Consider the following 26,838-nt stretch of genomic DNA (forward strand, 5'->3'; position numbering starts at 1 on the left):
TGGGCCCGCTGGGGGGGTGGGGGGGGGGGGCGCGGCCGCAAGTGCGGCCCGCCCCCCCTCCCGGGCACGCCCCGGGCCGGGGCGGTGACGGGCCGCGCGGAGCGCCCGCGACGGGCGGGCGGCGTGCCCCCTTGCCGAACCCGCCGGTGGCAGGGTGAACAATGGGGGCGTGACCCGAGCCTCTCTGGACAAGCAGCCGCACGAAGTCGCCGCCATGTTCGACGACGTCGCGGCCAAGTACGACCGCACCAACGACGTGCTTTCCCTCGGCCAGGCCCGCGCCTGGCGCCGGGCGGTGGCCGAGGCGGTGGCCGCCGGTCCGGGCGACGTCGTGCTCGACCTCGGGGCCGGTACCGGCACCTCCTCGCTGCCCTTCGCCGAGGCGGGCGCCACGGTCGTCCCGTGCGACTTCTCGGTCGGCATGCTCGCGGAGGGCAAGCGCCGCCACCCCGAACTGCCGCTCACCGCGGGGGACGCGACCAGGCTGCCGTTCGCCGACGGCACCTTCGACTCGGTGACGATCTCCTTCGCGCTGCGCAACGTGCAGGACACCGACGCGGCGCTGAGCGAGATGTTCCGGGTCACCAAGCCCGGCGGCAAGCTGGTGATCTGCGAGTTCTCGACGCCGACCTGGACGCCGCTGCGGACGGTCTACACCGAGTACCTGATGCGCGCGCTGCCGCCGGTGGCCACCGCGGTCAGCAGCAACCCGGACGCCTACGTCTACCTCGCCGAGTCCATCCGGGAGTGGCCGGACCAGCCGGAGCTGGCCGCGAAGCTCCAGGAGGCCGGCTGGTCCAAGGTCGCCTGGCGCAACCTGACCGGCGGGATCGTCGCCCTGCACCGGGCGTACAAGGTCTCCTAGGGCCCGGTCCGACGGTCCGCGCGCTGGTGCGGCGCGAACGGTCGACCGGCCACGGCCTGCGCCGTTCGATGGTGGCGGCCGGGCTCCGCAGGGACACCACCGGGGACGCCACCGGGGTCGCCGCGCGGCTGACGCCGCGGACGCCGCCCTCGGGCCCCGCCCCGGGGGCGGCAACTAGACTGCCGGGGTCAACGCCTCCGTCCCCAGCCGTAGCTCCAGGAGAGTGCCCACCGTGTCCGAGACCGCAGCCGACCTGACGAAGCCGGACAGCCCCGTGGAGAGCACCGCGGACGTCATCGTGGTCGGCGCGGGCCCGGCCGGCGCCACCACCGCGTACTACCTCGCCCAGGCCGGGCTGGACGTGCTGCTGCTGGAGAAGACGTCGTTCCCCCGCGAGAAGGTCTGCGGCGACGGTCTGACGCCCCGTGCCACCAAGCAGCTGGTCGACATGGGGATCGACGTGTCGACCGGGAACGGCTGGCTGCACAACAAGGGCCTGCGGATCATCGGCGGCGGGGTCCGGCTGGAGCTGGACTGGCCGGAGCTGTCCGCGTTCCCCGACTACGGGCTGGTCCGCAAGCGCGCCGACTTCGACGAGCTGCTCGCCCGTCAGGCGGAGAAGGCCGGCGCCCGGCTGTACGAACGGTGCAACGTCAGCGGTCCGGTGCTGGACGACCGGACCGGCCGGATCGTCGGCGTCACCGCCCGGCTCGGCGACGAGAAGCGTGCGGTGACCTTCCGCGCCCCGCTGGTCGTCGCGGCCGACGGCAACTCCACCCGGCTCTCGCTGGCCATGGGCCTGCACCGCCGGGAGGACCGTCCGATGGGCGTCGCCTACCGGACGTACTTCAACTCCCCGCGCCACGACGACGACTACCTGGAGTCCTGGCTGGAGCTGTGGGACACCCGCGCAGGGGAGCGCAAGCTGCTGCCCGGCTACGGCTGGATCTTCGGCATGGGCGACGGCACCTCCAACGTCGGCCTCGGCATCCTCAACTCCTCGCCCGCCTTCGGCGAGCTGGACTGGCGCGACGTGCTCAAGGCCTGGTGCGCGAGCATGCCGGCGGAGTGGGGCTACACCCCCGAGAACATGACCGACCCGATCCGCGGCGCCGCCCTGCCGATGGCCTTCAACCGGCAGCCGCACTACACCCGCGGCCTGCTGCTGGTCGGTGACGCGGGCGGCATGGTCAACCCGTTCAACGGCGAGGGCATCGCCTATGCGATGGAATCCGGCCAGATCGCGGCCGGCGTCATCGTCCAGGCCAACGCCCGGGTGACGGAGGGCGGCCGCGAGCGCGCCCTCCAGGCGTACCCGCGCATCCTCAAGGACGTCTACGGCGGCTACTACACCCTCGGCCGCGCCTTCGTGAAGCTCATCGGCAACCCCAAGGTGATGCAGCTCGCCACCCAGCGCGGCCTGACCCACCCGATGCTGATGAAGTTCGTGCTCAAGATGCTGGCCAACCTGACGGACCCGCAGGGCGGCGACGCCATGGACCGCATCATCAACGGCCTCGCCCGGGTCGCCCCGAACGCCTGATCCGCCGCCGCCCGGAGCCGCCGGCGCTCCGGGCGGCCCGGGGTGGAGCCGCCGCTCCCGTACGGCTCGGTGACGCCGGCCGCCGTACGGGAGCGGGGTTCAGCGGGCGCTGATCCGCACGTTCCGGAACTTCACCGGGAGGGTCGGGAAGCCGTCGCCGGGGCCGTTCTGGTCGTCCTCGCCGCCCGCCGCGATCTTCTGCAGGACGTCCAGGCCGGCGGTCACCCGGCCGAACGGGGTGTAGGCGGGGGAGAGCTTGGTGTCCTTCCAGACGATGAAGAACTGGCTGCCGTTGGTGTTCGGCCCGGCGTTGGCCATGGCCACGGTGCCGGCGGGGTAGGTGGCACCGGTGAGGTTCTCGTCGGGGAACGAGTAGCCCGGGCCGCCGCTGCCGGTGCCGGTCGGGTCGCCGCACTGCAGGACGAAGATCCGCTGGGTGGTGAGCCGGTGGCAGTGGCTCCTGTCGAAGTAGTCGTGCTCGGCGAGGAAGCGGAACGAGAACGTCGTGCAGGGCGCCTCGGCGGTCAGGGCCCGGAAGGTGATCGCGCCCTGGCCGGTCTTCAGGGTCGCCTGGTAGGGCTTGGCGGCCTTCTTGGCGTCGAAGACCGGGATGCCCTTGAAGTTGTCGGCGGGCACGGCCGGGGTGTACGCGCAGCCGGGGGCCGCGGGCGGGGCCGGCGCGGGGTCCGCCGCGGCGGTGCCGGTGGTCGCGGCCAGCAGGAGGACGGTGGCGGCGGCGGGCAGCGCCCAGTGCTTGCGCCTCATGTGACGGGCCTTCCGGGGGGTGGTGGACGGCTGGATTGTCATGGCGACATCATCCATGGTCGGGCGGGGATCCGGTAGACGTCGGGGGCCGGTGGTGGGCGGTGGGCGGCAGGGGCGGGTGGCGCCCCCGTCGCCGTGGGCGTCCGGAGGGGAGGAGCGCGCCGAAAGCCGTTGATCGCGGGCGGTGCGGTGCGCGAGGATGGCGGACCTTGGCGCGGGTCCGTCCGAGCGGGCCCGCGGTGCTCCGAGATCCGTCCGACGCCGTACGGGAGTCTCCTCGTCCGCCCCGTTCGCTTTCGGAGAGGTCCCGCCCATGCGCCCGTCACCCGCCCTGCTCCGTGATGTACCCGTGCTGCTGGTGGCGGTGGTGTGGGGGTCGAGCTTCCTCGCGGTGCAGCAGGTGGCCGGGCCGGGGACGGTGGTGGCGATGCTGGTGCTGCGCTTCGGGCTGGTGCTGCCGCTGCTGGGGGTCCTCGCCCGGCGGGCGCTGCGGGGGATGGGCCGGGCCGAGTGGCTGGGCGGGGCGGTGCTGGGCCTGGTGCTCGGCGGGGTCTTCCTGCTGGAGACCTACGGCGCGGTGCACACCTCCGCGACCAACGCCGGGCTGGTCATCAGCCTCACGATGGTGTTCACCCCGCTCGCGGAGAGCGCGCTCACCCGGACACCGCTGCCGCGGGCCTTCCTCGCGGCGGCCGGGCTGGCCGTGCTGGGCGTCGCCCTGCTCACCGGCGGCGGCGGGCTGAAGGCGCCCACCTCCGGTGACCTGCTGGTGCTCGGCGCCGCCGTGGTGCGGACGGCGCACGTCCTGGCGATGTCCCGGGTCCGGGCCATCCGGAACACCGACAACCTGGGTCTCACCTGGGTCCAACTCGCCACCGCCACGGTGGTGTTCGCCATTGCCGCGCCGTTCGCCGGGCCGCTGCCGTGGACCGTCGCCGCCTCGTACGGGCCGACCGAGTGGGCCTGGCTGCTGCATCTGGCGCTGCTCTGCACGCTGTTCGCCTTCCTGGTGCAGATGTGGGCGGTCCGGGCCACCTCGCCGTCCCGGGTCGGCCTGCTGCTCGGCACCGAGCCGCTCTGGGCCGCCGTCTTCGGGATCGCCCTGGCCGGCAACCACTTGGGCCCGGTGGCGCTGGCCGGGGGCGCGCTCGTCCTGGTCGCCACCGAGTGGGGGCGCCGCACAGCCGTCGGCGCCGCGCGGCCCGAACCCCGGCCGGTGGAGCCGGCCCCGGCGTCGGTCTGACCGACTGCCCGCGACCGCCCGGCGCCGCAGCTGTGCGACGGCCCTGTGCGACGGCCCGGGCGGCAGCCCTGTGTGGCGGCCCTGTGCGGCAGTTCGTCGAGCCTTGGTCCCGGGGCGTGGAAACGGATGCTCGCGCGCTTGTGAACGAAGGGTCAAGCGGGTGTTCGGAGCCCCGCCACCCCTGCGGGTGAGACGCTATAACACGTCAACATGACGCCCGGAAATTTGCTCTTGGAGCTGCGTAGTTGATATAGGAGCGAAGCTCTGACCTGCCAGTTCGCAGATGAATGCGACGTGTTGTGACCATTTGACTGCTTTGCGTCGACAACTCTGGTCATGTTCACTTTCGGCAGCATTCCAGGGGTGGCGTAGATCACAAAGATCGCCCTGAACTGCGTGTCGCAGATCACAAGCCGACGGGCATAGGATGCGCTCGTTCCAGGCTTTGTGAACTGCCTCACATGGGGTGGATCTCGGGAACTGGAACGCGGGCCACCACAGCGTGACCCGGCGGTTCCGATCTGCAGTCAAGGACGACTGGACGGAGGGAGCGGGGGCTATGAATGCCTACGCGCCGATCCTCGTACTCGGTGCCATCGCGGCGGCGTTCGCGGTCGGCTCCGTCGTGATGGCCTCACTGACCGGGCCCAAGCGGTACAACCGGGCCAAGTTGGAGGCGTACGAGTGCGGCATCGAGCCGACCCCGCAGCCCGTGGGCGGTGGTCGGTTCCCGATCAAGTACTACCTGACGGCGATGCTCTTCATCGTCTTCGACATCGAGATCGTCTTCCTTTATCCGTGGGCGGTGAGCTTCGACGCCCTGGGGATCTTCGGGCTGGTCGAGATGCTCCTGTTCATCGCCACCGTCTTCGTCGCGTACGCCTACGTCTGGCGCCGCGGCGGTCTGGAGTGGGACTGAGGGCGGGGCGGCCGCTGACTTTGTGAACGGGCGGACAAGCCCGGGCGCGTGCAGAGGCCCGAACCAGCGTACGGACCACCGGACTTGAGGGCACTGAGGGCATTGAGAGGGATCTGATGGGAATCGAGGAGAAGCTGCCGAGCGGCTTTCTGCTCACGAGTGTGGAGACGGCCGCGGGCTGGGTGCGCAAGGCGTCGCTCTTCCCGGCCACCTTCGGACTCGCCTGCTGCGCGATCGAGATGATGACCACCGGGGCCGGCCGCTACGACCTGGCCCGGTTCGGGATGGAGGTCTTCCGGGGCTCCCCCCGGCAGGCCGACCTGATGATCGTGGCAGGCCGGGTGAGCCAGAAGATGGCGCCGGTGCTGCGCCAGGTGTACGACCAGATGCCCAACCCGAAGTGGGTCATCTCGATGGGGGTCTGCGCCTCCTCGGGCGGGATGTTCAACAACTACGCGATCGTGCAGGGCGTCGACCACATCGTCCCGGTGGACATCTACCTCCCCGGGTGTCCGCCCCGCCCGGAGATGCTGCTGGACGCCATCCTGAAGCTCCACGACAAGATCCAGCACGAGCCGCTGGGCGCGAACCGGCGCCGGGCCGAGGAGCTGGGCGAGGCACTGGCCCTCACGGCCACCCCGGTGAGCGAGATGCGGGGGCAGCTGCGATGAGCGACCAGGCACCCGGAACCCGCAGCGACCCGGAGCAGCCGCGCCGGGAGATCCCCGTCGAGGTGGTCGGCCGGCGCCAGGGCATGTTCGGCGCCCAGGGCAGCGGCGACACCTCCGGCTTCGGCGGGCTCAACACCACGGTCGTCCTGCCGTCCGCGAGCGAACGCCCCTACGGCGGCTGGTTCGACGAGGTCGCGGACGAGCTCGAGGGCGCGCTGGAGGAGCAGGGCCTCGACCCGGCGGACGTGATCGAGAAGACCGTCGTCGACCGCGCCGAGCTCACCTTCCACATCGCCCGCGAACACCTGCTGCGGACGGTGCGCATCCTGCGCGACGACCCCGCGCTCCGCTTCGAGCTCTGCCTCGGCGTGAGCGGCGTGCACCACCCCGGCGACCGGGGCCGGGAACTGCACGCGGTCTACCACCTGCGGTCGATCACCCACGGCCGGCTGATCAGGGTGGAGGTCAGCGCGCCGGACGCGGATCCGCGGATCCCGTCGGTGGTCACCGTCTACCCGACCAACGACTGGCACGAGCGCGAGGCCTACGACTTCTTCGGCCTGGTCTTCGAGGGCCACCCCGCGCTCACCCGGATCATGATGCCGGACGACTGGCTGGGCCACCCGCAGCGCAAGGACTACCCGCTCGGCGGCATCCCCGTCGAGTACAAGGGCGCCCAGATCCCGGCACCCGACCAGCGGAGGTCGTACAGCTGATGAGTACTCGGCACTACGAAGAGGCGGCGGCCGGCGAGGCCGCCCACGCCGGCGCCCGCGAGACCACCGAGGGCCGGGTCTTCACCGTCACCGGGGGCGACTGGGGCGAGGTGGTCGAAGCCGTCGGCCGGGCCGACGACGAGCGCATCATCGTCAACATGGGCCCCCAGCACCCCTCCACCCACGGGGTGCTGCGGCTGATCCTGGAGATCGACGGCGAGACGGTGAAGGAGGCCCGCTGCGGCATCGGCTACCTCCACACCGGCATCGAGAAGAACATGGAGTTCCGCAGCTGGGTCCAGGGCACCACCTTCGTGACCCGGATGGACTACCTGACGCCGCTGTTCAACGAGACCGCGTACTGCCTCGCGGTCGAGAAGCTGCTCGGCATCACCGACGACGTCCCGGACCGGGCCAGCGTCATCCGCGTCCTGATGATGGAGCTCAACCGGATCTCCTCGCACCTGGTCTGCCTGGCCACCGGCGGCATGGAGATCGGCTCCACCACGCTGATGATCTACGGCTTCCGGGACCGCGAACTCATCCTGGACATCTTCGAGCTGGTGACCGGCCTGCGGATGAACCACGCGTACGTCCGCCCCGGCGGCCTCGCCCAGGACCTCCCGCCCGGCGCCGTCGACCAGATCCACGAGGCGGTGAAGACCCTCCGCTCGCGGATGCACGAGTACGACAAGCTCGCCACCGGCAACCCGGTGTTCAAGGCCCGGCTGGTCGACGTCGGCTTCCTCGACCTGGCCGGCTGCCTGGCCCTCGGCGCCACCGGCCCGATCCTGCGCGCCACCGGCCTGCCGAACGACCTGCGCAAGAGCGACCCGTACTGCGGCTACGAGGACTACGACTTCGAGGTCGCGACCGCCGACAGCGCCGACTCCTACGGCCGGTTCCTGATCCGGCTGGAGGAGATGCGCCAGTCGCTGCGGATCGTCGAGCAGTGCCTGGAGCGGCTGCGCCCCGGCCCGGTCATGGTGGCCGACAAGAAGATCGCCTGGCCGGCCCAACTGGCCGTCGGCCCCGACGGCATGGGCAACTCGCTCGACCACATCCGCAAGATCATGGGCACCTCGATGGAAGCCCTGATCCACCACTTCAAGCTGGTCACCGAGGGCTTCCGGGTCCCGGCCGGCCAGGCGTACACGGCGGTCGAGTCGCCCAAGGGCGAACTGGGCGTGCACGTGGTCAGCGACGGCGGCACGCGCCCGTACCGGGTGCACTTCCGGGACCCGTCGTTCACCAATCTGCAGTCGATGGCGGCGATGTGCGAGGGCGGCCAGGTCGCCGACGTGATCGTCGCGGTGGCCGGGATCGACCCGGTGATGGGAGGCGTGGACCGGTGACAGACGTCCAGTTGGGGATGCCGGCACTGCCGGCCAGGCCGTACCCCGAGGAGGTGCGGGCCCGCCTCGCCGCCGACGCGAAGGAGCTGATCGGCCGCTACCCGGTGGCCCGGTCCGCACTCCTGCCGCTGCTGCACCTGGTGCAGGCCGAGGAGGGCTTCGTCAGCACGACCGGCATCCGGTTCTGCGCCGAGCAGTTGGACCTCACCACCGCCGAGGTCACCGCCGTCGCGACCTTCTACACCATGTACCGGCGCCGGCCGGCCGGGAAGTACCACGTCGGGGTCTGCACCAACACCCTGTGCGCGGTGCTCGGCGGCGACCAGATCTTCGACGAGCTCCAGCAGCACCTCGGGGTCGGCAACAACGAGACCACCGAGGACGGCGAGATCTCGATCGAGCACATCGAGTGCAACGCCGCCTGCGACTACGCCCCCGTGGTGATGGTGAACTGGGAGTTCTTCGACGACCAGACCCCGGAGAGCGCCCGGCGCCTGGTCGACGACCTGCGGGCCGGCCGGGAGGTCCACCCCACCCGCGGCGCCCGGCTCTGCAGCTTCAAGGAGTCCGCCCGCATCCTGGCCGGCTTCCCCGACGAGCGCCCCGGCGCCGTCGACGAGTCCGGTGCCGGCGGCGCGCCCTCGCTGGCCGGCCTGCGCCTCGCCAAGGGCGAGGCCCTGCCCGGGACCGGTGGCACCCGGGTCGTCTCGCCCCGTCACGAAGGGACCGAAGCGTGATGACCTCCGCCGAGCCGGCCGAGAAGTTGCTCACCCCCGTGCTCTCCGCGTCCTGGGACGACAGCCGCCCCTGGACGCTCGCCACCTACCGCCGCCACGCGGGGTACGAGGGGCTGAAGGCCGCCCTCGCGATGCCCCCGGACGACGTGATCGCGCTGGTCAAGGACTCCGGGCTGCGCGGTCGCGGCGGCGCCGGCTTCCCCACCGGCATGAAGTGGCAGTTCATCCCGCAGAACGACGGCAAGCCGCACTACCTGGTGGTCAACGCGGACGAGTCCGAGCCGGGCACCTGCAAGGACATCCCGCTGCTGTTCGCCAACCCGCACGCGCTGATCGAGGGCATGATCATCGCCTCCTACGCGATCCGCTGCGACCACGCGTTCATCTACCTGCGCGGCGAGGTCGTCCCGGTGCTGCGCCGGCTCCAGGCCGCGGTCGCCGAGGCGTACGGGGCCGGGCTGCTCGGCAAGAACATCCTGGGCTCCGGCACCGACCTCGACATCACCGTGCACGCCGGCGCCGGCGCCTACATCTGCGGCGAGGAGACGGCCCTGCTGGACTCGCTGGAGGGGCGCCGCGGCCAGCCCCGGCTGCGCCCGCCGTTCCCGGCGATCGCCGGCCTCTACGCCTGCCCGACGGTGGTCAACAACGTCGAGTCGATCGCCTCGGTGCCGCCGATCCTGGCCCGCGGCAAGGAGTGGTTCAAGAGCCTGGGCACCGAGAAGTCCCCCGGCTTCACGCTCTACTCGCTCTCCGGCCACGTCACCAACCCCGGCCAGTACGAGGCCCCGCTCGGCGTCACGCTGCGCCAGCTGCTGGAGATCAGCGGCGGCGTCCGGACCGGGCACCGGCTGAAGTTCTGGACCCCGGGCGGCTCCTCCACCCCGATGTTCACCGACGAGCACCTCGACGTCCCGCTCGACTACGAGGGCGTCGGCGCGGCCGGCTCGATGCTCGGCACCAAGGCCCTCCAGGTCTTCGACGAGACCACCTGCGTGGTCCGGGCCGTCACCCGCTGGACGGAGTTCTACGCCCACGAGTCCTGCGGCAAGTGCACGCCCTGCCGCGAGGGGACGTACTGGCTCGTCCAGCTGCTCAAGCGGATCGAGGCCGGCGAGGGCGTCGACGGCGACCTGGAGAAGCTGCTCGACATCGCCGACAACATCAACGGCAAGTCCTTCTGCGCGCTGGGGGACGGTGCGGCCAGCCCGATCGTCTCCTCGCTCCAGCACTTCCGGGCCGAGTACGAGCAGCACCTGGCCGAGCGCCGCTGCCCGTTCGACCCGGCCGCCTCCACCGTCTGGGCCGACGGCCCCCGCCCCGGCCACCAGTCCGCCACCGAAAGGGAGGTGCACGCGTGACGATCACAGAACCAGCCACCTCCAAGGCCGCGGTCGACCTGGTCACGCTCACCATCGACGGCATCGAAGTGCAGGTCCCCAAGGGGACGTTGGTGATCCGGGCGGCCGAGCAGATCGGCACCCAGATCCCGCGCTTCTGCGACCACCCGCTGCTCGACCCGGCCGGCGCCTGCCGGCAGTGCATCGTCGAGATCGAGGGCCAGCGCAAGCCCGTCGCCTCCTGCACCATCCCGGTCGCCGAGGGCATGGTGGTCCGCACGCAGGTCAGCTCGCCGGTCGCCGAGAAGGCCCAGCGCGGCGTGATGGAACTGCTGCTGATCAACCACCCGCTGGACTGCCCGGTCTGCGACAAGGGCGGCGAGTGCCCGCTGCAGAACCAGGCGATGTCCACCGGGGACACCGACTCCCGCTTCGAGGGGATGAAGCGGACGTACCAGAAGCCGGTGCCGATCAGCACCCAGGTGCTGCTGGACCGCGAACGCTGCGTGCTCTGCGCCCGCTGCACCCGCTTCTCGCAGCAGATCGCCGGGGACCCGTTCATCGACCTGGTCGAGCGCGGCGCCCTCCAGCAGGTCGGCACCGGCGCGGGGGACGACTTCGAGTCGTACTTCTCCGGCAACACCATCCAGATCTGCCCGGTCGGCGCGCTCACCTCGGCGGCTTATCGTTTCCGCTCCCGCCCGTTCGACCTGGTCTCCTCGCCGAGCGTCTGCGAGCACTGCTCCTCCGGCTGCGCGCAGCGCACCGACCACCGGCGCGGCAAGGTGCTGCGGCGCCTCGCCGGCGAGGACCCGGCGGTCAACGAGGAGTGGAACTGCGACAAGGGCCGGTTCGCCTTCCGCTACGCGCAGCAGCGCGACCGGCTCGCCACCCCGCTGGTCCGCGACCCGGCGACGGGTGAACTCGTCGCGGCCTCCTGGCCGGAGGCGCTGGCCCGGGCCGCCGAGGGGCTGCGCGGCGCCCGCGCCGGAGTGCTCACCGGCGGCCGGGTCACCGTCGAGGACGCCTACGCCTACGCCAAGTTCGCCCGGGTGGTGCTCGGCACCAACGACGTGGACTTCCGGGCCCGCCCGCACAGCGGCGAGGAGGCGGACTTCCTGGCCGCCGCCGTCGCCGGCCGGGGCACCGACCTCGGCCCGGGCGGCGTCGACTACGAGCAACTGGAGGCCGCCCCGGCGGTGCTGCTCGCGGGCTTCGAGCCCGAGGAGGAGTCGCCGATCGTCTTCCTGCGGCTGCGCAAGGCCACCCGGGCCACCGGCCTCAAGGTGTTCTCGATCGCCGCCTACGGCTCCCGGGGCCTGGGCAAGCTGCGCGGCGCCCTGCTGCCGGCCGCCCCCGGCACCGAGGCCGAGTGGCTCGGCGCCCTCGCCGCCGACGAGCCGCTGAACGACGACGCGGGCCGCGCCGCCGAACTGCTCCGCACCCCCGGCGCCGTCATCCTGGCCGGCGAGCGGCTGGCCGCCGCCCCCGGCGCGCTGACCGCCGCGCTGCGCCTCGCGCACGCCACCGGCGCCCGGCTCGCCTGGATCCCGCGCCGGGCCGGCGAACGCGGCGCCGTCGAGGCCGGCGCGCTGCCCGGGCTGCTGCCCGGCGGCCGCCCGGTCACCGCCCCGGCCGCCCGGGCCGAGGCCGCCGCCGCCTGGGGCGTGGCCGAACTCCCCGCCCGGCTCGGCCGGGACACCGACCAGATCCTCGCGGCCGCCGCCCACGGCGACCTGGACGCGCTGCTGGTCGGCGGCGTCGACCCGGACGACCTGCCGGACCCGGTGCTCGCCGAGGAGGCGCTGGCCACCGCGCGGTTCGTGGTCTCGCTGGAGCTGCGCCCGTCCGCCGTCACCGCCGTGGCCGACGTCGTCCTGCCGGTCGCCGCGGTGGCCGAGAAGGCCGGGACCTTCCTGGACTGGGAGGGCCGGGTGCGGATGTTCGAGGCCGCGCTCAAGCCCGACCAGCAGATGGGCCGCCACCTGTACCCGGACCTGCGGGTGCTGAACATGCTGGCGGACGCGCTGGGCCACCGGCTGGGCCTGCCCGACGTCCGGGCCGCCCGGCTGGAGCTGGACCGCTTCGAGCCGTGGACCGGCGACCACCCGGCCGCTCCCGCCGCGCACCCCGGACTGCTGCCCCGGCCGGCCACCGGCCAGGCGGTGCTCGCCGGCTGGCGCCAGCTGCTGGACAACGGGTCGCTCCAGCAGAGCGACCCGCACCTGGCAGGCACCCGGCACCCGGCGGTCGCCCGGATCTCACCGGCCACCGCCGAGGAGGTCGGCGCCACCGGGGTGCCCGCCGCGGCGCTGCGCCCGGCCCTGCGGCTGACCGGCCCGGCCGGGTCGCTCACCCTGCCGCTGGAGATCACCAAGGACATCCCGGACCGGACGGTCTGGATCCCGCTCAACTCCACCCCGGGCGGCGCCCACCGCGCCCTGGGCACCGCCGTGGGCCACCTGGTCACGATCGCGGCCGACACGATCGCCGTCGCCACCGAGGACGCCACCCCGGACGCCGGTGCCGACGCCGGTGCGGAGCCCCCGGCGACCACCGGCGCGGCGGCCGGCGCCCCGACCACCGCCCCGACCGCCCCGACCGCCGAGGGGGAGCACCGATGAACCTCGCCGCGTACGAGACCCTGGGCTTCTTCGGCCGCGACCCCTGGTGGCTGGTCCTGCTCAAGGCCGTCTTCTGCTTCGCGTTCCTGGTCGGCACGGTGCTGATCGCGATCGTCTGGGAGCGCAAGGTGGTGGCCTGGATGCAGCTGCGCATCGGCCCCAACCGGCACGGCCCCTGGGGCATGCTGCAGTCGCTCGCCGACGGCGTGAAGCTGGCGCTCAAGGAAGACCTGGTGGTCAAGGGCGCCGACAAGGTGGTCTACATCCTGGCCCCGATCGTCTGCGCCATCCCCGCGTTCATGGCCTTCGCGGTGATCCCCTTCGGCCCGGCCGGCGACGAGGTGTCGGTCTTCGGCACCCGGACCCCGCTGCAGCTGACGGACTTCCCGGTGGCGCTGCTGTACATCCTGGCCACCGCCTCGGTCGGGATCTACGGCATCGTGCTGGCCGGCTGGTCCTCCGGCTCGACCTACCCGCTGCTCGGCGGGCTGCGCTCCTCGGCGCAGATGATCAGCTACGAGATCGCGATGGGCCTGTCCTTCGCGGCGGTGTTCATCTACTCGGGGTCGATGTCCACCTCGGAGATCGTCTCCTCGCAGCAGCCGACCTGGTTCGCGGTGCTGCTGCCGGTCTCCTTCATCGTCTACATCATCGCCATGGTCGGCGAGACCAACCGGGCGCCGTTCGACCTCCCGGAGGCCGAGGGCGAGCTGGTCGGCGGCTTCAACACCGAGTACTCCTCGCTGAAGTTCGCGATGTTCATGCTGGCCGAGTACGTCAACATGGTCACCGTCTCGGCCGTCGCCTCCACGCTCTTCCTGGGCGGCTGGCGGGCGCCCTGGCCGGTCTCCACCTTCTGGGAGGGGGCCAACCACGGCTGGTGGCCGATGCTCTGGATCACGCTGAAGATCCAGCTGCTGCTCTTCTTCTTCATCTGGCTGCGCGGCACGCTGCCCCGGCTCCGCTACGACCAGTTCATGAAGCTCGGCTGGAAGGTCCTGATCCCGGTCTCGCTGGTCTGGCTGGTCATGGTGGCCAGCGTCCGGGCGCTGCGCAACGAGGGCTACGACTTCGGCGAGGTGGTGCTGTACGTCGGTGCGCCGGCCGGCGCCGTCCTGCTGCTGGCGCTGCTCCGGGACACCCTGAAGAAGGGGCCCGAACCGGCCGGCCCGGAGGCCGAGGGCGCGCCGCCCGGCGGCGAGTTCGACCCGATGGCCGGCGGCTACCCGGTGCCCCCGCTGCCCGGCCAGCAGCTCCCGCCGGTCCCGCGCCGGCCCAGCCGCGCCCCGAAGCAACTCCAGGACGCCCTCAACGGGTCCGACCATTCCGAAGGGAGCTGACCGCGATGTCGTCCGACCAGAACGACAGGACCGACAAGCCGTCCGTCCTCGGGCCGGCCGCCGGCTTCGGCGTGACCTTCAAGGCCATGTTCAAGAAGCGGCTCACCGAGCAGTACCCGGAGCAGAAGAAGCCCACCGCTCCGCGCTTCCACGGCCGCCACCAGCTGAACCGGCACCCGGACGGCCTGGAGAAGTGCGTCGGCTGCGAGCTCTGCGCCTGGGCCTGCCCGGCCGACGCGATCTACGTGGAGGGCGCCGACAACCGCGAGGACGAGCGCTACTCGCCGGGTGAGCGGTACGGGGCGGTCTACCAGATCAACTACGCCCGGTGCATCCTCTGCGGCCTCTGCATCGAGGCCTGCCCGACCCGCGCGCTCACCATGACCAACGAGTACGAACTCGCGGACTCCTCGCGCCAGGACCTCATCTTCACCAAGGACCAGCTGCTGGTCGGCCTCTCCGAAGGCATGGTCGACAGCCCGCACTCGATCTTCCCGGGCGCCGACGAAGGCGCCTACTACCGGGGCGAGATCACCGCGGCGGCGCCCGGGACGGTCCAGCAGGAGAGCACCGACCGGGACAAGGAGGCCCAGCAGTGACCGCCCTGAACCTCGCCGGGCACGGCGCGGCCCTCGCCGCCACCGGGACGACCTCCACCGGTGAGGCCGTCCAGTTCTGGGTGCTCGCGGTGATCGCCGTCGGCGGCGCGCTCGGCATGCTGCTGATGAAGAAGGCCGTGCACAGCGCGCTCTGCCTGGCCGCCACCATGCTCGCCCTGGCGGTCTGTTATATGGCCCAGGGCGCGGTCTTCCTGGGCGTGGTGCAGATCGTCGTCTACACCGGCGCGATCATGATGCTCTTCCTGTTCGTGGTGATGCTGGTCGGTGTCACCAGCGCGGACTCGCTGAAGGAGCAGCTGAAGGGCCAGCGGTTCGCCGCCGTCCTGTGCGGGCTCGGGTTCGGCGTGCTGCTGGTGGCCGGCATCGCCAACGCCAGGCTGGACACCTTCACCGGCCTCGCCGAGGCCAACGCCGAGGGCAACGTCCAGGGCCTGGCCCGGCTGATCTTCACCAAGTACGTCTGGGCCTTCGAGGTCACCGGCGCGCTGCTGATCACCGCCGCGATCGGCGCCATGGTGCTGACCCACCGCGAGCACGTGACGGCCCCGAAGACCCAGCGCGAGCTGGCCGCCCAGCGGGTCAAGGACAACATCCAGCTGCCGCCGCTGCCCGCGCCGGGCGTCTACGCCCGGCACAACGCGGTCGACGTCCCGGGCCTGTTGCCGGACGGCACCGTCGCCGAGGACTCGGTGATGGGGACCCTGCGCGACCGCGGCCAGATCCGCGACGTCAGCCAGGAGATGCTGCGGCGGATGGCCGAGCTGGAGAACACCACCGCCGACTGGCTGGGCCGCCCGTCGTCCGAGCGCCCGCCGGTCGCCGGCCCGCGCAAGGAGCTGGAGCCGGTCCCGCACGACCGGCCGGCGTCGGCCGGCCACGACGAGGAGGGCGCGGAGTGAATCCGGTCAACTACCTCTATCTCTCCGCCCTGTTGTTCACCATCGGCGCCTCCGGCGTGCTGATCCGGCGGAACGCGATCGTGCTGTTCATGTGCGTGGAGCTGATGCTCAACGCCTCGAACCTGGCCCTGGTCACGTTCTCCCGGCTGCACGGCAACCTGGACGGCCAGATCATCGCGTTCTTCACCATGGTGGTCGCGGCGGCCGAAGTAGTGGTCGGCCTCGCCATCATCGTGTCCATCTTCCGGACCAGGCACTCGGCTTCGGTCGATGACAGCAACCTGATGAAGCTGTAGGCGGAGGGCCTTCGGTGAACTCTCTCATTCCGCTGCTGGTGGCAGCGCCGCTGGCCGGCGCCGCCCTGCTGCTCCTCGGTGGCCGCCGCTTCGACCGGTTCGGCCACTGGCTGGCCACCGCTCTGGCCGCGCTCTCGTTCGGCTTCGGGCTCGCGCTGTTCTCGGAGCTGCTGGGCCGCGAGGCCGAGGACCGCTCGATCACCGAGCACCTGTTCAGCTGGATCCCGGTCAACGGGTTCCAGGCCGACGTCGCGTTCCAACTCGACCAGCTCTCGATCACCTTCGTCCTGCTGATCACCGGTGTGGGCACGCTGATCCACCTCTACTCGGTGGGGTACATGGCGCACGACGAGCGCCGGCGCCGCTTCTTCGCGTACCTGAACCTCTTCCTGGCGGCCATGCTGCTGCTGGTGCTCGCCGACAACTACCTGCTGCTGTACGTCGGCTGGGAGGGCGTCGGGCTCGCCTCGTACCTGCTGATCGGCTTCTGGCAGCACAAGCCGAGCGCCGCGACGGCCGCCAAGAAGGCGTTCATCGTCAACCGGGTCGGCGACATGGGCCTCTCCATCGCGATCATGCTGATGTTCGTGGAGTTCGGCTCCTTCGCCTTCGGCCCGATCCTCGGCACCGAGGGCGCGGCCGGGGCGGCCGGCCAGGCCAGTGAGGGCAAGCTGACCGCCATCGGGCTGATGCTGCTGCTGGCGGCCTGCGGCAAGTCCGCCCAGGTCCCGCTGCAGTCCTGGCTCGGAGACGCCATGGAGGGCCCGACCCCGGTCTCGGCCCTGATCCACGCGGCCACCATGGTGACCGCCGGCGTCTACCTGATCACCCGCTCCGGTGCCATCTTCAACCTGGCGCCGGACGCCCAGACCGCCGTGGTGGTGGTCGGCGCGGTCACCCTGCTGTTCGGGGCGATCGTCGGTTGCGCCAAGGACGACATCAAGAAGGCGCTGGCCGGCTCGACGATGTCGCAGATCGGCTACATGATCCTGGCGGCGGGCCTCGGCCCGATCGGCTACGCCTTCGCGATCATGCACCTGGTGACCCACGGCTTCTTCAAGGCCGGGCTCTTCCTCGGCGCCGGGTCGGTCATGCACGGCATGAACGACGAGGTGAACATGCGGCACTACGGCGGTCTGCGCAAGTACATGCCGATCACCTTCGTCACCTTCGGCCTCGGCTACCTGGCCATCATCGGGTTCCCCGGCCTGTCCGGCTTCTTCTCCAAGGACAAGATCATCGAAGCGGCCTTCGCCAAGGGCGGCACGGAGGGCTGGATCCTCGGCCTCTGCACCCTGGTCGGCGCCGCGATCACCGCGTTCTACATGACCCGGGTGATGATCCTGACCTTCTTCGGCGAGAAGCGCTGGCAGCCGGACGCGGACGGCAACGACCCGCACCCGCACGAGTCGCCCAGGACCATGACCATCCCGATGATCGTGCTCGCGTTCGGCTCGGTCTTCGCCGGCGGACTGTTCGCCCTGAACAGCTCCTTCGTCACCTGGCTGGAGCCGGTCACCGGGCACTCCGAGGGGGACTCCCCGCTCAGCCCGCTGGTGGTCACCCTGCTCACCATGGTCTGCATGCTGGCCGGTGTCGCGCTGTCGTACCTGATGTACGGCCGCTCCACCGTCCCCGTGGTGCCGCCGGTCGGCTCCCCGCTCACCCGGGCGGCCCGCCGGGACCTCCTCCAGGACGACTTCAACCACGCCGTCCTGGTGCGCCCCGGGTCCGCGCTCGCCGCGGCGCTGGTCTACTTCGACAGCCGCGGCCTGGACGGCTTCGTCAACGGCCTGGCCGCCACCATCGGCGGGATCTCCGGCCGGCTGCGGCGGATCCAGAACGGCTACGTCCGCACCTACGCACTCTCCATGTTCGGCGGCACGCTGGTGCTGGTCGCCACGACTCTCCTGATGAGGTCCGTCTGATGGACAGGGATTACACAGACCTTCGGGGAGGCGCGGCATGAGTGCCCTGCTGACCGCCACCTGCGCCGTCCCGGCGGCCGGCGCGGTGCTCACCGCCGCGCTGCCCGCCGGGACGACCGGGCCCCGGCGGCGGACCACCAAGCTCGTCGCCCTCGGCGTCTCGGCCGTCACGCTGGCCCTGGCGGCCACCGCGGCGGCCCGGTTCGACCCCGACGGGGCCCGTTACCAGCTGACCGAGTCCTACAGCTGGATCCGCTCCTTCGGCATCACCTTCTCGCTCGGCGTGGACGGCATCGGCGCCGTGCTGGCCCTGCTCACGGCCGTCCTGGTGCCGATCGTGATGCTCGCCTCCTGGCACGACGCCGACCCGCCCGCCGAACCGGCCCCCGCGCCCGACGGCAGCTTCGAGAACCGGCGCCGCACCCAGGGCTACTTCGCCCTGATCCTGGCCGTCGAGGCGATGGTGATCGTCTCCTTCTACGCCACCGACGTCTTCCTCTTCTACGTGTTCTTCGAAGCCATGCTGATCCCGATGTACTTCCTCATCGGCGGCTTCGGCGACAAGGCGGGCGGCCCCGAGTCGGCCCGCCAACGGTCCTACGCCGCGGTGAAGTTCCTGCTGTACAACCTGCTCGGCGGCCTGGTCATGCTGGCCGCCGTGATCGGGCTGTACGTGATCGCGCAGGACCAGGGGTTCGGCACCTTCGACCTCCGGACGCTGACCTCGGCGATCGCCGACGGCAAGCTGGTCCTCAGCGGCACCGCCGAGAAGGCGCTGTTCCTCGGCTTCTTCTTCGCCTTCGCCGTGAAGGCCCCGCTCTGGCCGCTGCACACCTGGCTGCCCAACGCGATGGGCGAGTCCACCGCCGGCACGGCCGTGCTGATCACCGCGGTGGTCGACAAGGTCGGCACCTTCGCGATGCTCCGCTTCTGCCTCGGGCTCTTCCCGGACGCCTCGAAGACCTTCGCCCCGGCGATCCTGGTCCTCTCGGTGATCGGGATCATCTACGGCGCGCTGCTGGCCATCGGCCAGAAGGACATCAAGCGGCTGGTCGCGTACGCCTCGATCTCGCACTTCGGCTTCATCATCATGGGCATCTTCGCGCTGACCAGCCAGGGCCAGAGCGGCGCCACCCTCTACATGGTCAACCACGGCATCTCCACCGCCGCGTGGATGCTGGTGGCCGGCTTCCTGATCTCCCGCCGCGGCTCGCGCCTGATCGCCGACTACGGCGGCGTGCAGAAGGTCGCCCCGGTGCTCGCCGGGACGTTCCTGATCGGTGGCCTGGCCACGCTGTCGCTGCCCGGGCTGGCGCCCTTCGTCAGCGAGTTCCTGGTCCTGGTCGGCACGTTCACCCGGTACCCGGCGATCGGCATCGTCGCCACCTTCGGCATCGTGCTCGCCGCGCTCTACGCGCTGCTGCTCTACCAGCGCACCATGACCGGACCGGTCAAGGAGGGCGTGCGCGGCATGCCCGACCTCAAGGCGCGCGAACTCGCGGTCGTCGCCCCGCTGGTGGCCCTGACCATCCTGCTCGGCGTCTACCCCAAGCCGCTCACCGACATCGTCAACCCGTCGGTGGACGCGACGCTCTCGCAGGTCCACGAGACCGACCCGGCGCCGGCCCACCCGGTCGCCGCCACCTCAGGAGGTGAGCACAAGTGAGCACCACCGGTTGGCTCGCCGCCGCGGGCGGCAACACGTCGAGTATCCCGGCCCCGCACGTCGAGTACGGCCAGCTCTCCCCGATGCTGGTGGTGTTCGGCGCCGCCGTGCTCGGCATCCTGCTGGAGGCCTTCCTGCCCCGCCGGTACCGCCACTGGGCCCAGGTCTCGGTGGCCCTGCTCGGCCTGGCCGGAGCGTTCACCGCCGTGGTGGTGCTCGCCGCCCAGGGCTACGGCTCCACCAAGGTCGACCTGCTCGCCATGGGCTCGGTCGCCCTGGACGGCCCCGCGCTGTTCCTGCAGGGCGTGATCCTGCTGGCCTCCGTGGTCGCCGTGCTCACCTACGCGGAGCGGAAGCTGGAGCCCAAGGCCGGCGGCGAGCCGGCCGACGCGTTCGCCGCGCAGGCCTCCGCCACGCCCGGCGGCGAGCAGGAGCGCGCCGCCGTCCGGGCCGGCTTCGCCACCAGCGAGGTCTTCCCGCTCACCATGTTCGCGGTCGGCGGCATGCTGCTGTTCCCCGCCGCCAACGACCTGCTGACCATGTTCGTGGCGCTGGAGGTCTTCTCCCTCCCGCTCTACCTGCTCTGCGCGCTGGCCCGCCGCCGCCGGCTGCTCTCCCAGGAGGCGGCGGTCAAGTACTTCCTGCTCGGCGCCTTCGCCTCGGCGTTCTTCCTGTTCGGCACCGCCCTGCTGTACGGGTACGCGGGCAGCGTCCGGCTCGGTGAGATCTCGGACGTCATCTCCGGCAAGGCCCTGGCCACCCCGGCGCTGCTCTCCACCACGCAGAACGACGCCCTGCTCCTGATCGGCCTGGCGATGCTCGCGGTCGGCCTGCTCTTCAAGGTCGGCGCGGTGCCCTTCCACTCCTGGACCCCGGACGTCTACCAGGGCGCCCCGACCCCGGTCACCGGGTTCATGGCGGCGGCGACCAAGGTGGCCGCCTTCGGGGCCATGCTCCGGCTGTTCTACGTCGCCTTCCCCGGCCTGCGGCTGGACTGGCGGCCGGTGATGTGGGGCGTGGCCATCCTGACCATGGTGGTCGGCGCGATCCTGGCCGTCACCCAGCAGGACGTGAAGCGGCTCCTCGCCTACTCCTCCGTCGCGCACGCCGGGTTCATCCTCACCGGCGTGATCGCCACCAACAAGCAGGGCCTCGGCTCGGTGCTGTTCTACCTGCTGGCGTACTCCTTCGTGACCCTCGGCGCCTTCGCCGTGGTCACCCTGGTGCGCGACTCCAAGGGCGAGGCCACCCACCTGTCCAGCTGGGCGGGGCTCGGCCGGCGGTCCCCGCTGGTCGCGGCGGTCTTCGCGCTCTTCCTGCTGGCCTTCGCGGGCATCCCGCTCACCTCGGGCTTCACCGGGAAGTTCGCGGTCTTCCAGGCCGCGGCGGCCGGCGGGGCGACCCCGCTGGTGATCGTGGGTGTGCTCAGCTCGGCGGTGGCCGCGTTCTTCTACATCCGGGTCATCGTGCTGATGTTCTTCTCGGACCCGCAGCCCGGCGGCCCCACCGTGGCCATCCCGAGCGCCTTCACGGCCACCGCGATCGGCATCGGCGTGGTGGTCACCATCGGTCTCGGGGTGCTGCCGCAGTACTTCCTGGACCTGGCGTCGAAGGCCTCGCTCTTCGTCCGCTGAGCCCGCCGTCCGGGCGCCGCCCGGACCCGCTCCACCGGCCGGAACCGCTCCGGCCGCGCCCCACCGTCCGGGCCGCGCACTCGTCCGCGCGGCCCGGACGTGTCGTCTCCGGACCGGCTCCCACCAGCGGGTCCGGCCCGATCATGACAGGATCCGCACGCCCGTGCAGTGATCCACTCGCGACCGGATACCCTGCCTGTATGGCCAGCGGCGGCACTCAGGGACCAGGCCGCTAGATCGACCAGGGACAGAGGAGTGGTCTTCGTGACCGTCGTGGGACCCTTTGGGCTCAACGTGCAGGACCGCGATCTGACCCGCGATGTCCAGTCCGGGATGGACGCGGTGGAGGTCGCGCTCACCGAGGCCGTGAAGAGTGACGTCCCGTTCATCACCGTCACCGCCAGCCATCTGATGGAGGCCGGCGGCAAGCGCTTCCGCCCGCTGCTGGTGATGCTCGCCGCGCAGTTCGGCGACGCCAACGCCCCGGGCGTGGTCCCGGCCGCCGTGGTGGTCGAGCTGACCCACCTCGCGACGCTCTACCACGACGACGTCATGGACGAGGCCCCCGTGCGCCGCGGCGCCCCCAGCGCCAACTCGCGCTGGGACAACTCGGTCGCCATCCTCACCGGCGACTTCCTCTTCTCCCGCGCCTCCCAGGTGCTCGCCGACCTCGGCCCGGAGGCCGTCCGGCTGCAGGCCGACGCGTTCGAACGGCTGGTCACCGGCCAGATCCTGGAGACCGCCGGCCCCCGCCCGGAGGACGACCCGCTCGACCACTACCTCGCCGTGCTGGCCGGCAAGACCGGCTCGCTGATCGCCGTCTCCTGCCGGATCGGCGCGCTGATGGCCGGCGCCGAGCCGTGGGTGACCGACATCCTCAGCGCGTACGGCGAGCGGATCGGCATCGCCTTCCAGCTGGCCGACGACGTGCTCGACATCGCCAGCGACGGCCACGAGTCCGGCAAGACCCCCGGCACCGACCTGCGCGAGGGCGTGCCGACGCTGCCCACGCTGCTGCTCCGGCAGATGCCGGTCGACGAGTCCGACCCGGCCGACCTGCGGCTGCGCGAGCTGGTCGAGAGCGACCTCGCCGACGACGACCTGCACGCCGAGGCGCTGCGCCTGCTCCGCCGCCACCCGGCACTGGAGCGCGCCCGCCGGGAGACCCTGCGGCACGCTGAGGAGGCCCGCGCGCTGCTCGACCCGCTGCCCGACAGCGCGGCCAAGGCGGCCCTCCAGGGCCTGTGCGACGCGGTGGCCATCCGCACCATGTGACCGGCGGCCCGCCGCATGTGCCCGGTCGGGCACCGGAGGTGACCGGCCGTCCGCCGCCTGTGTCCGGCCGTCCGGGGCCCTGCTCCGACCGGCCGGGCGCACCCGCCCGGCGGTCGGCGACCGCGGCCGGCGGGATTCTCCGCCCCGCGGACCGGGGCGTCCGCGGATAGGGAAGACTGACCTCGTCAGCACCGTCCGCAGCGCCGCCAACCGGAAGGCCACCATGCTTCGCGTCGTCATCGCCGAGGACTCCGTCCTGCTTCGGGAGGGCCTGACCAGGCTGCTGACCGACCGCGGTCTGGAGGTCGTGGCGGGGGTCGGCGACGGCGAGGCGCTGCTGAAGGCCGTCCACGACCTGGCCGGCGCCGGCGCCCTGCCCGACGTGGTGGTCGCCGACGTCCGGATGCCCCCGACCCACACCGACGAGGGGGTGCGCGCCTGCGTCACGCTGCGCGGCCTCTACCCCGAGGTGGGTGTCCTGGTGCTGTCGCAGTACGTCGAGGAGCGCTACGCCTCCGAGCTGCTGGCCGGCTCCACCCGGGGCGTCGGGTACCTGCTGAAGGACCGGGTGGCCGAGGTCCGGGAGTTCGTCGACGCCGTGGTGCGGGTGGCCGGGGGCGGCACCGCGCTGGACCCCGAGGTCGTCCAGCAGCTGCTCAGCCGCAGCCGCAAGGGCGACGTGCTGGCCGGGCTGACCCCGCGCGAGCGCGAGGTGCTCGGGCTGATGGCGGAGGGCCGGACCAACGCGGCGGTGGCCAAGCAGCTGGTGGTCTCGGACGGCGCGGTGGAGAAGCACGTCAGCAACATCTTCCTCAAGCTGGGCCTGGCCCAGAGCTCCGAGGACCACCGGCGGGTGCTCGCGGTGCTCACCTACCTGAACTCGTAGCGGGGCCGCCCGCGGGCCGACGGCGGGGGTGACAGCGGGGCGCGGGCGGTCTCCGGCCCGCCGGACGGCCTCCGGCCCGCGTGGGCGTCCCTGTCCGCGACACGCGGGGGCGGGGGCGCGCGAAGCCCGTCCGGGCGCCCGAGCAGGGGCGTTCCCGCCGGTGTCCGGCCGGCCACCTACCGTGTTTCCGTGACATCCGGCGGTGATTTCCCGCCGCATCGGGTAGTTCCGTCCAAGGCAATCCTTACCCGCATAGGATGCGAGAGGTGCACCAGGCGGACGGGGCACACGGCTCACGCCCGCGGCTGGTGCCCACGAGGAGGTCCGCGGCAGTGACCAGTCAGGTCGATCAGTCAGAAGCGGTGGACGGTCCGGACGGCGATGAGGGCCGCTCCGGGCCCGGTGAGGGCCGCTCCGGCCCCGCCGTGCCGGCCGGTCCGCAGCCCAGGCGAGCCAAGCCGATCCGCAGATTGGACCGGGTGATCATCCGCTTCGCCGGGGACTCCGGCGACGGCATGCAGCTCACCGGTGACCGCTTCACCTCGGAGACGGCGTCCTTCGGCAACGACCTCTCCACCCTGCCCAACTTCCCGGCCGAGATCCGGGCCCCCGCCGGCACGCTCCCGGGGGTCTCGTCCTTCCAGCTCCACTTCGCCGACCACGACATCCTGACCCCGGGGGACGCGCCCAACGTCCTGGTGGCGATGAACCCGGCCGCCCTGAAGGCCAACGTGCCGGACCTGCCGCGCGGCGCGGAGATCATCGTCAACACCGACGAGTTCACCAAGCGCGCCCTGGCCAAGGTCGGCTACCCGGCCGACCCGCTGGGGGACGGCTCGCTGGAGGCCTACCACCTGCACAAGGTGCCGCTGACCACGCTGACCCTGGAGGCGCTCAAGGACAGCGGGCTGACCCGCAAGGACGCCGAGCGCGCCAAGAACATGTTCGCGCTGGGCCTGCTCTCCTGGATGTACCACCGGCCCACCCACGGCACCGAGTCCTTCCTGCGTACCAAGTTCGCCAAGAAGCCGCTGATCGCCGAGGCCAACATCAGCGCCTTCCGGGCGGGCTGGAACTTCGGGGAGACCACGGAGTCCTTCGCCGTCTCGTACGAGGTGCCGCCGGCCCAGCTGCCACCGGGCCGCTACCGCAACATCTCCGGCAACCTCGCCCTGTCGTACGGACTGATCGCCGCCTCCGAGCGCTCCGGGCTGCCGCTCTACCTCGGCTCGTACCCGATCACCCCGGCCTCGGACATCCTGCACGAGCTGAGCAGACACAAGAACTTCGACGTACGGACCTTCCAGGCGGAGGACGAGATCGCCGGCATCGGCGCGGCGCTCGGTGCCTCGTTCGGCGGCGCGCTGGGCGTGACCACCACCTCCGGCCCGGGCGTGGCCCTGAAGAGCGAGACCATCGGCCTGGCCGTCTCGCTCGAACTGCCCCTGCTGGTGGTCGACATCCAGCGCGGCGGTCCGTCCACCGGCCTGCCGACCAAGACCGAGCAGGCGGACCTGCTGCAGGCGATGTTCGGCCGCAACGGCGAGGCGCCGGTGCCGATCGTCGCCCCGGCGACCCCGGCCGAGTGCTTCGACGCGGCCCTGGAGGCGGCCCGGATCGCCGTCACCTACCGCACCCCGGTGTTCCTGCTGTCGGACGGCTACCTGGCCAACGGGTCCGAACCCTGGCGGATCCCCGAGGTCGGCGAACTGCCCGAGATCACCCCGGACTTCGCGACCCGCCCGAACCGCGAGGACGGCGCGTTCTGGCCCTACCAGCGCGACCCGCAGACGCTGGCCCGCCCCTGGGCGGTGCCCGGCACGCCGGGCCTGGAGCACCGGATCGGCGGGATCGAGAAGCAGGACGGCACGGGGAACATCTCCTACGACCCCGCCAACCACGACTTCATGGTCCGCACCCGCCAGGCGAAGGTGGACGGCATCGCGGTGCCGGCGCTGGAGGTCGACGACCCCGGCGGCGAGGCACGGGTCCTGGTCCTCGGCTGGGGGTCGACGTACGGGCCGATCACCGCCGCCGTCCGCCGGGTCCGGGCCGACGGGGGGCAGGTCGCCCAGGCGCACCTGCGCAACCTCAATCCGTTTCCGGCCAATCTCGGTGCGGTGCTGAAGGGTTACGACAAGGTCATCGTTCCCGAGATGAACCTCGGGCAGCTGGCGCTGCTGCTGCGGGCCAAGTACCTGGTGGACGCGCAGTCCTACAACCAGGTGCGTGGACTGCCTTTCAAGGCGGCCCAGTTGGCGGACGTGCTGTGGGCGGCGATCGGCAGCCTGGACGAGGCGGGGGCTGCTTCGGGGGCTGCCTCGGATGCTGCTTCGGGTGCTGCTTCGGCGAACGAGGAGGACAACCGATGAGCGAGAAGTTCCCCTCCTTGAAGCTGGTGCCGAAGGCCGAAGGGCCCCAGACCGCCAAGGAGTTCAAGACCGACCAGGAGGTCCGCTGGTGTCCCGGCTGCGGGGACTACGCGATCCTGGCGGCGGTGCAGGCCTTCATGCCGGAGCTGGGGATCAAGCGGGAGAACACCGTCTTCGTCTCCGGCATCGGATGCTCCTCCCGTTTCCCGTACTACATGAATACCTATGGCGTGCACTCGATCCACGGGCGCGCACCGGCCATCGCCACCGGGCTGGCGTCCTCCCGGCAGGACCTGAGCGTCTGGGTGGTGACGGGTGACGGCGACGCCCTCTCGATCGGCGGCAACCATCTGATCCACGCGCTACGGCGGAACGTCAATCTGAAGATCCTGCTGTTCAACAACCGGATCTACGGCCTCACCAAGGGCCAGTACTCGCCGACCAGCGAGGTCGGCAAGATCACCAAGTCCACGCCGATGGGCTCACTGGACGCGCCCTTCAACCCGCTCTCGCTGGCCATCGGCGCGGAGGCCACCTTCGTCGCCCGGACCATCGACTCCGACCGCCAGCACCTCCAGTCCGTGCTGCGGGCGGCGGCGGAGCACGAGGGCACCGCGCTGGTGGAGATCTACCAGAACTGCAACATCTTCAACGACGGCGCCTTCGAGATCCTGAAGGAGTCCGGCACCCGGGACGAGGCCCTGATCCGCCTGGAGCACGGCCAGCCGATCCGCTTCGGCGCCGACGGGGCGCAGGGCGTCTTCCGGGACGCCGACGGCGAGCTGTACGTCGACACCGTCACGGCCGACAACGAGGCCTCGGTGGTGGTCCACGACGCCCACGCCGCAGGCTCCGCGGCGGCGTTCGCGCTCTCCCGGATCGCCGACGCCGACACCCTGCACCACACCCCGATCGGAGTCCTGCGCAGCGTCCGCCGGCCGGTCTACGACGAGCTGATGGCCGCCCAGCTGACCACCGCCGTGGCGCAGCGCGGTACCGGCGACCTGGCCGGCCTGCTGGCCGGCAGCGACACCTGGACGGTCGACTGACCGCCGCCGGGCGGACGACGGCGCCCCGGCGGGAGCGATCCCTCCCGCCGGGGGCCACCGCCGGGTCGATATGACAGGTGTCACCCCGAAGAGCT

General features: G+C 71.8%; 21 protein-coding genes and 1 pseudogene. 21 read left to right on the top strand and 1 reads right to left on the bottom strand.

Annotation, left to right across the window (positions count from 1 at the left end; all coding sequences use genetic code 11):
• Positions 1-169 precede the first annotated feature (169 nt).
• Together ABT263_RS13090 and ABT263_RS13095 are read left to right on the top strand one after the other, a co-directional pair.
• Positions 170-865 carry a demethylmenaquinone methyltransferase gene (locus ABT263_RS13090; RefSeq protein ID WP_329489232.1) on the top strand — a complete coding sequence of 232 codons (696 nt, stop codon included), beginning with the start codon at positions 170-172 and terminating at the stop codon, positions 863-865.
• 253 nt (positions 866-1,118) lie between these two features.
• The gene (locus tag ABT263_RS13095) at positions 1,119-2,408 is read left to right on the top strand and encodes a geranylgeranyl reductase family protein (RefSeq protein WP_329492213.1); all 1,290 of its coding nucleotides are present in this window, start codon (positions 1,119-1,121) and stop codon (positions 2,406-2,408) included.
• Between the two features lie 99 nt (positions 2,409-2,507).
• On the opposite strand, the gene ABT263_RS13100 is transcribed toward ABT263_RS13095, so the two are convergent.
• Complete coding sequence (locus ABT263_RS13100) at positions 2,508-3,215, bottom strand: peptidylprolyl isomerase (RefSeq protein WP_352290584.1); 708 nt, start codon at positions 3,213-3,215, stop codon at positions 2,508-2,510.
• A 271-nt stretch (positions 3,216-3,486) separates the two neighbouring features.
• Between ABT263_RS13100 and ABT263_RS13105 the strand changes: the two genes are divergently transcribed.
• From ABT263_RS13105 to ABT263_RS13195, 19 genes and pseudogenes are all read left to right on the top strand, one after another.
• A complete protein-coding gene (locus tag ABT263_RS13105; protein WP_352290586.1) occupies positions 3,487-4,416 on the top strand; it encodes a DMT family transporter in 930 nt (309 codons plus the stop codon).
• 559 nt (positions 4,417-4,975) lie between these two features.
• Positions 4,976-5,335 (top strand): NADH-quinone oxidoreductase subunit A, encoded by a 360-nt coding sequence (locus ABT263_RS13110; RefSeq protein ID WP_014137597.1) that lies wholly within the window; start codon positions 4,976-4,978, stop codon positions 5,333-5,335.
• A 116-nt stretch (positions 5,336-5,451) separates the two neighbouring features.
• Positions 5,452-6,006, top strand: coding sequence for a NuoB/complex I 20 kDa subunit family protein (locus ABT263_RS13115; protein ID WP_329489235.1), 555 nt, complete (start codon positions 5,452-5,454; stop codon positions 6,004-6,006).
• Positions 6,003-6,722, top strand: a complete 720-nt coding sequence (locus ABT263_RS13120) for an NADH-quinone oxidoreductase subunit C (RefSeq protein ID WP_352290588.1) — start codon at positions 6,003-6,005, stop codon at positions 6,720-6,722. The genes ABT263_RS13115 and ABT263_RS13120 overlap by 4 nt, the downstream gene beginning before the upstream one ends.
• The gene (locus tag ABT263_RS13125) at positions 6,722-8,077 is read left to right on the top strand and encodes an NADH-quinone oxidoreductase subunit D (RefSeq protein WP_352290590.1); all 1,356 of its coding nucleotides are present in this window, start codon (positions 6,722-6,724) and stop codon (positions 8,075-8,077) included. The genes ABT263_RS13120 and ABT263_RS13125 overlap by 1 nt, the downstream gene beginning before the upstream one ends.
• On the top strand, positions 8,074-8,814 hold the full coding sequence (nuoE, locus tag ABT263_RS13130) for an NADH-quinone oxidoreductase subunit NuoE (RefSeq protein WP_352290592.1): 741 nt from the start codon (positions 8,074-8,076) through the stop codon (positions 8,812-8,814). The genes ABT263_RS13125 and nuoE overlap by 4 nt, the downstream gene beginning before the upstream one ends.
• Positions 8,814-10,175: an NADH-quinone oxidoreductase subunit NuoF gene (gene nuoF, locus ABT263_RS13135; RefSeq protein ID WP_329489239.1), complete on the top strand. Its 1,362-nt coding sequence runs from the start codon at positions 8,814-8,816 to the stop codon at positions 10,173-10,175. Before nuoE ends, nuoF begins: the two co-directional genes overlap by 1 nt.
• Positions 10,172-12,778: an NADH-quinone oxidoreductase subunit G gene (locus tag ABT263_RS13140; RefSeq protein WP_352290594.1), complete on the top strand. Its 2,607-nt coding sequence runs from the start codon at positions 10,172-10,174 to the stop codon at positions 12,776-12,778. Before nuoF ends, ABT263_RS13140 begins: the two co-directional genes overlap by 4 nt.
• A complete protein-coding gene (gene nuoH / locus ABT263_RS13145) occupies positions 12,775-14,118 on the top strand; it encodes an NADH-quinone oxidoreductase subunit NuoH (protein WP_329489241.1) in 1,344 nt (447 codons plus the stop codon). The genes ABT263_RS13140 and nuoH overlap by 4 nt, the downstream gene beginning before the upstream one ends.
• Positions 14,119-14,123: 5 nt before the next feature.
• On the top strand, positions 14,124-14,717 hold the full coding sequence (gene nuoI, locus ABT263_RS13150) for an NADH-quinone oxidoreductase subunit NuoI (protein ID WP_329489242.1): 594 nt from the start codon (positions 14,124-14,126) through the stop codon (positions 14,715-14,717).
• Positions 14,718-14,722: 5 nt separating this feature from the next.
• Positions 14,723-15,637 carry an NADH-quinone oxidoreductase subunit J gene (locus ABT263_RS13155; RefSeq protein ID WP_352290671.1) on the top strand — a complete coding sequence of 305 codons (915 nt, stop codon included), beginning with the start codon at positions 14,723-14,725 and terminating at the stop codon, positions 15,635-15,637.
• Positions 15,634-15,933 (top strand): NADH-quinone oxidoreductase subunit NuoK, encoded by a 300-nt coding sequence (nuoK, locus tag ABT263_RS13160; RefSeq protein ID WP_209412994.1) that lies wholly within the window; start codon positions 15,634-15,636, stop codon positions 15,931-15,933. Before ABT263_RS13155 ends, nuoK begins: the two co-directional genes overlap by 4 nt.
• 14 nt (positions 15,934-15,947) lie before the next feature.
• The gene (nuoL, locus tag ABT263_RS13165) at positions 15,948-17,861 is read left to right on the top strand and encodes an NADH-quinone oxidoreductase subunit L (RefSeq protein WP_352290596.1); all 1,914 of its coding nucleotides are present in this window, start codon (positions 15,948-15,950) and stop codon (positions 17,859-17,861) included.
• 37 nt (positions 17,862-17,898) lie between these two features.
• Entirely contained in the window at positions 17,899-19,527 is a 1,629-nt protein-coding gene (locus tag ABT263_RS13170; RefSeq protein WP_352290598.1) for an NADH-quinone oxidoreductase subunit M, read from the top strand.
• Positions 19,524-21,161, top strand: coding sequence for an NADH-quinone oxidoreductase subunit NuoN (nuoN, locus tag ABT263_RS13175; RefSeq protein ID WP_329489246.1), 1,638 nt, complete (start codon positions 19,524-19,526; stop codon positions 21,159-21,161). The genes ABT263_RS13170 and nuoN overlap by 4 nt, the downstream gene beginning before the upstream one ends.
• A gap of 264 nt (positions 21,162-21,425) precedes the next feature.
• Positions 21,426-22,436 carry a polyprenyl synthetase family protein gene (locus ABT263_RS13180; RefSeq protein WP_329489247.1) on the top strand — a complete coding sequence of 337 codons (1,011 nt, stop codon included), beginning with the start codon at positions 21,426-21,428 and terminating at the stop codon, positions 22,434-22,436.
• 223 nt (positions 22,437-22,659) lie between these two features.
• Positions 22,660-23,322, top strand: a complete 663-nt coding sequence (locus tag ABT263_RS13185) for a LuxR C-terminal-related transcriptional regulator (protein WP_329489248.1) — start codon at positions 22,660-22,662, stop codon at positions 23,320-23,322.
• A gap of 257 nt (positions 23,323-23,579) precedes the next feature.
• Positions 23,580-25,604: pseudogene (locus tag ABT263_RS13190) on the top strand (2-oxoacid:acceptor oxidoreductase subunit alpha); the annotation flags it as partial.
• An 86-nt stretch (positions 25,605-25,690) separates the two neighbouring features.
• Positions 25,691-26,743, top strand: a complete 1,053-nt coding sequence (locus ABT263_RS13195; RefSeq protein ID WP_329489249.1) for a 2-oxoacid:ferredoxin oxidoreductase subunit beta — start codon at positions 25,691-25,693, stop codon at positions 26,741-26,743.
• Positions 26,744-26,838 lie beyond the last annotated feature (95 nt).

It is taken from the genome of Kitasatospora sp. NPDC001603 (assembly GCF_040298365.1).
Lineage (GTDB): Bacteria > Actinomycetota > Actinomycetes > Streptomycetales > Streptomycetaceae > Kitasatospora.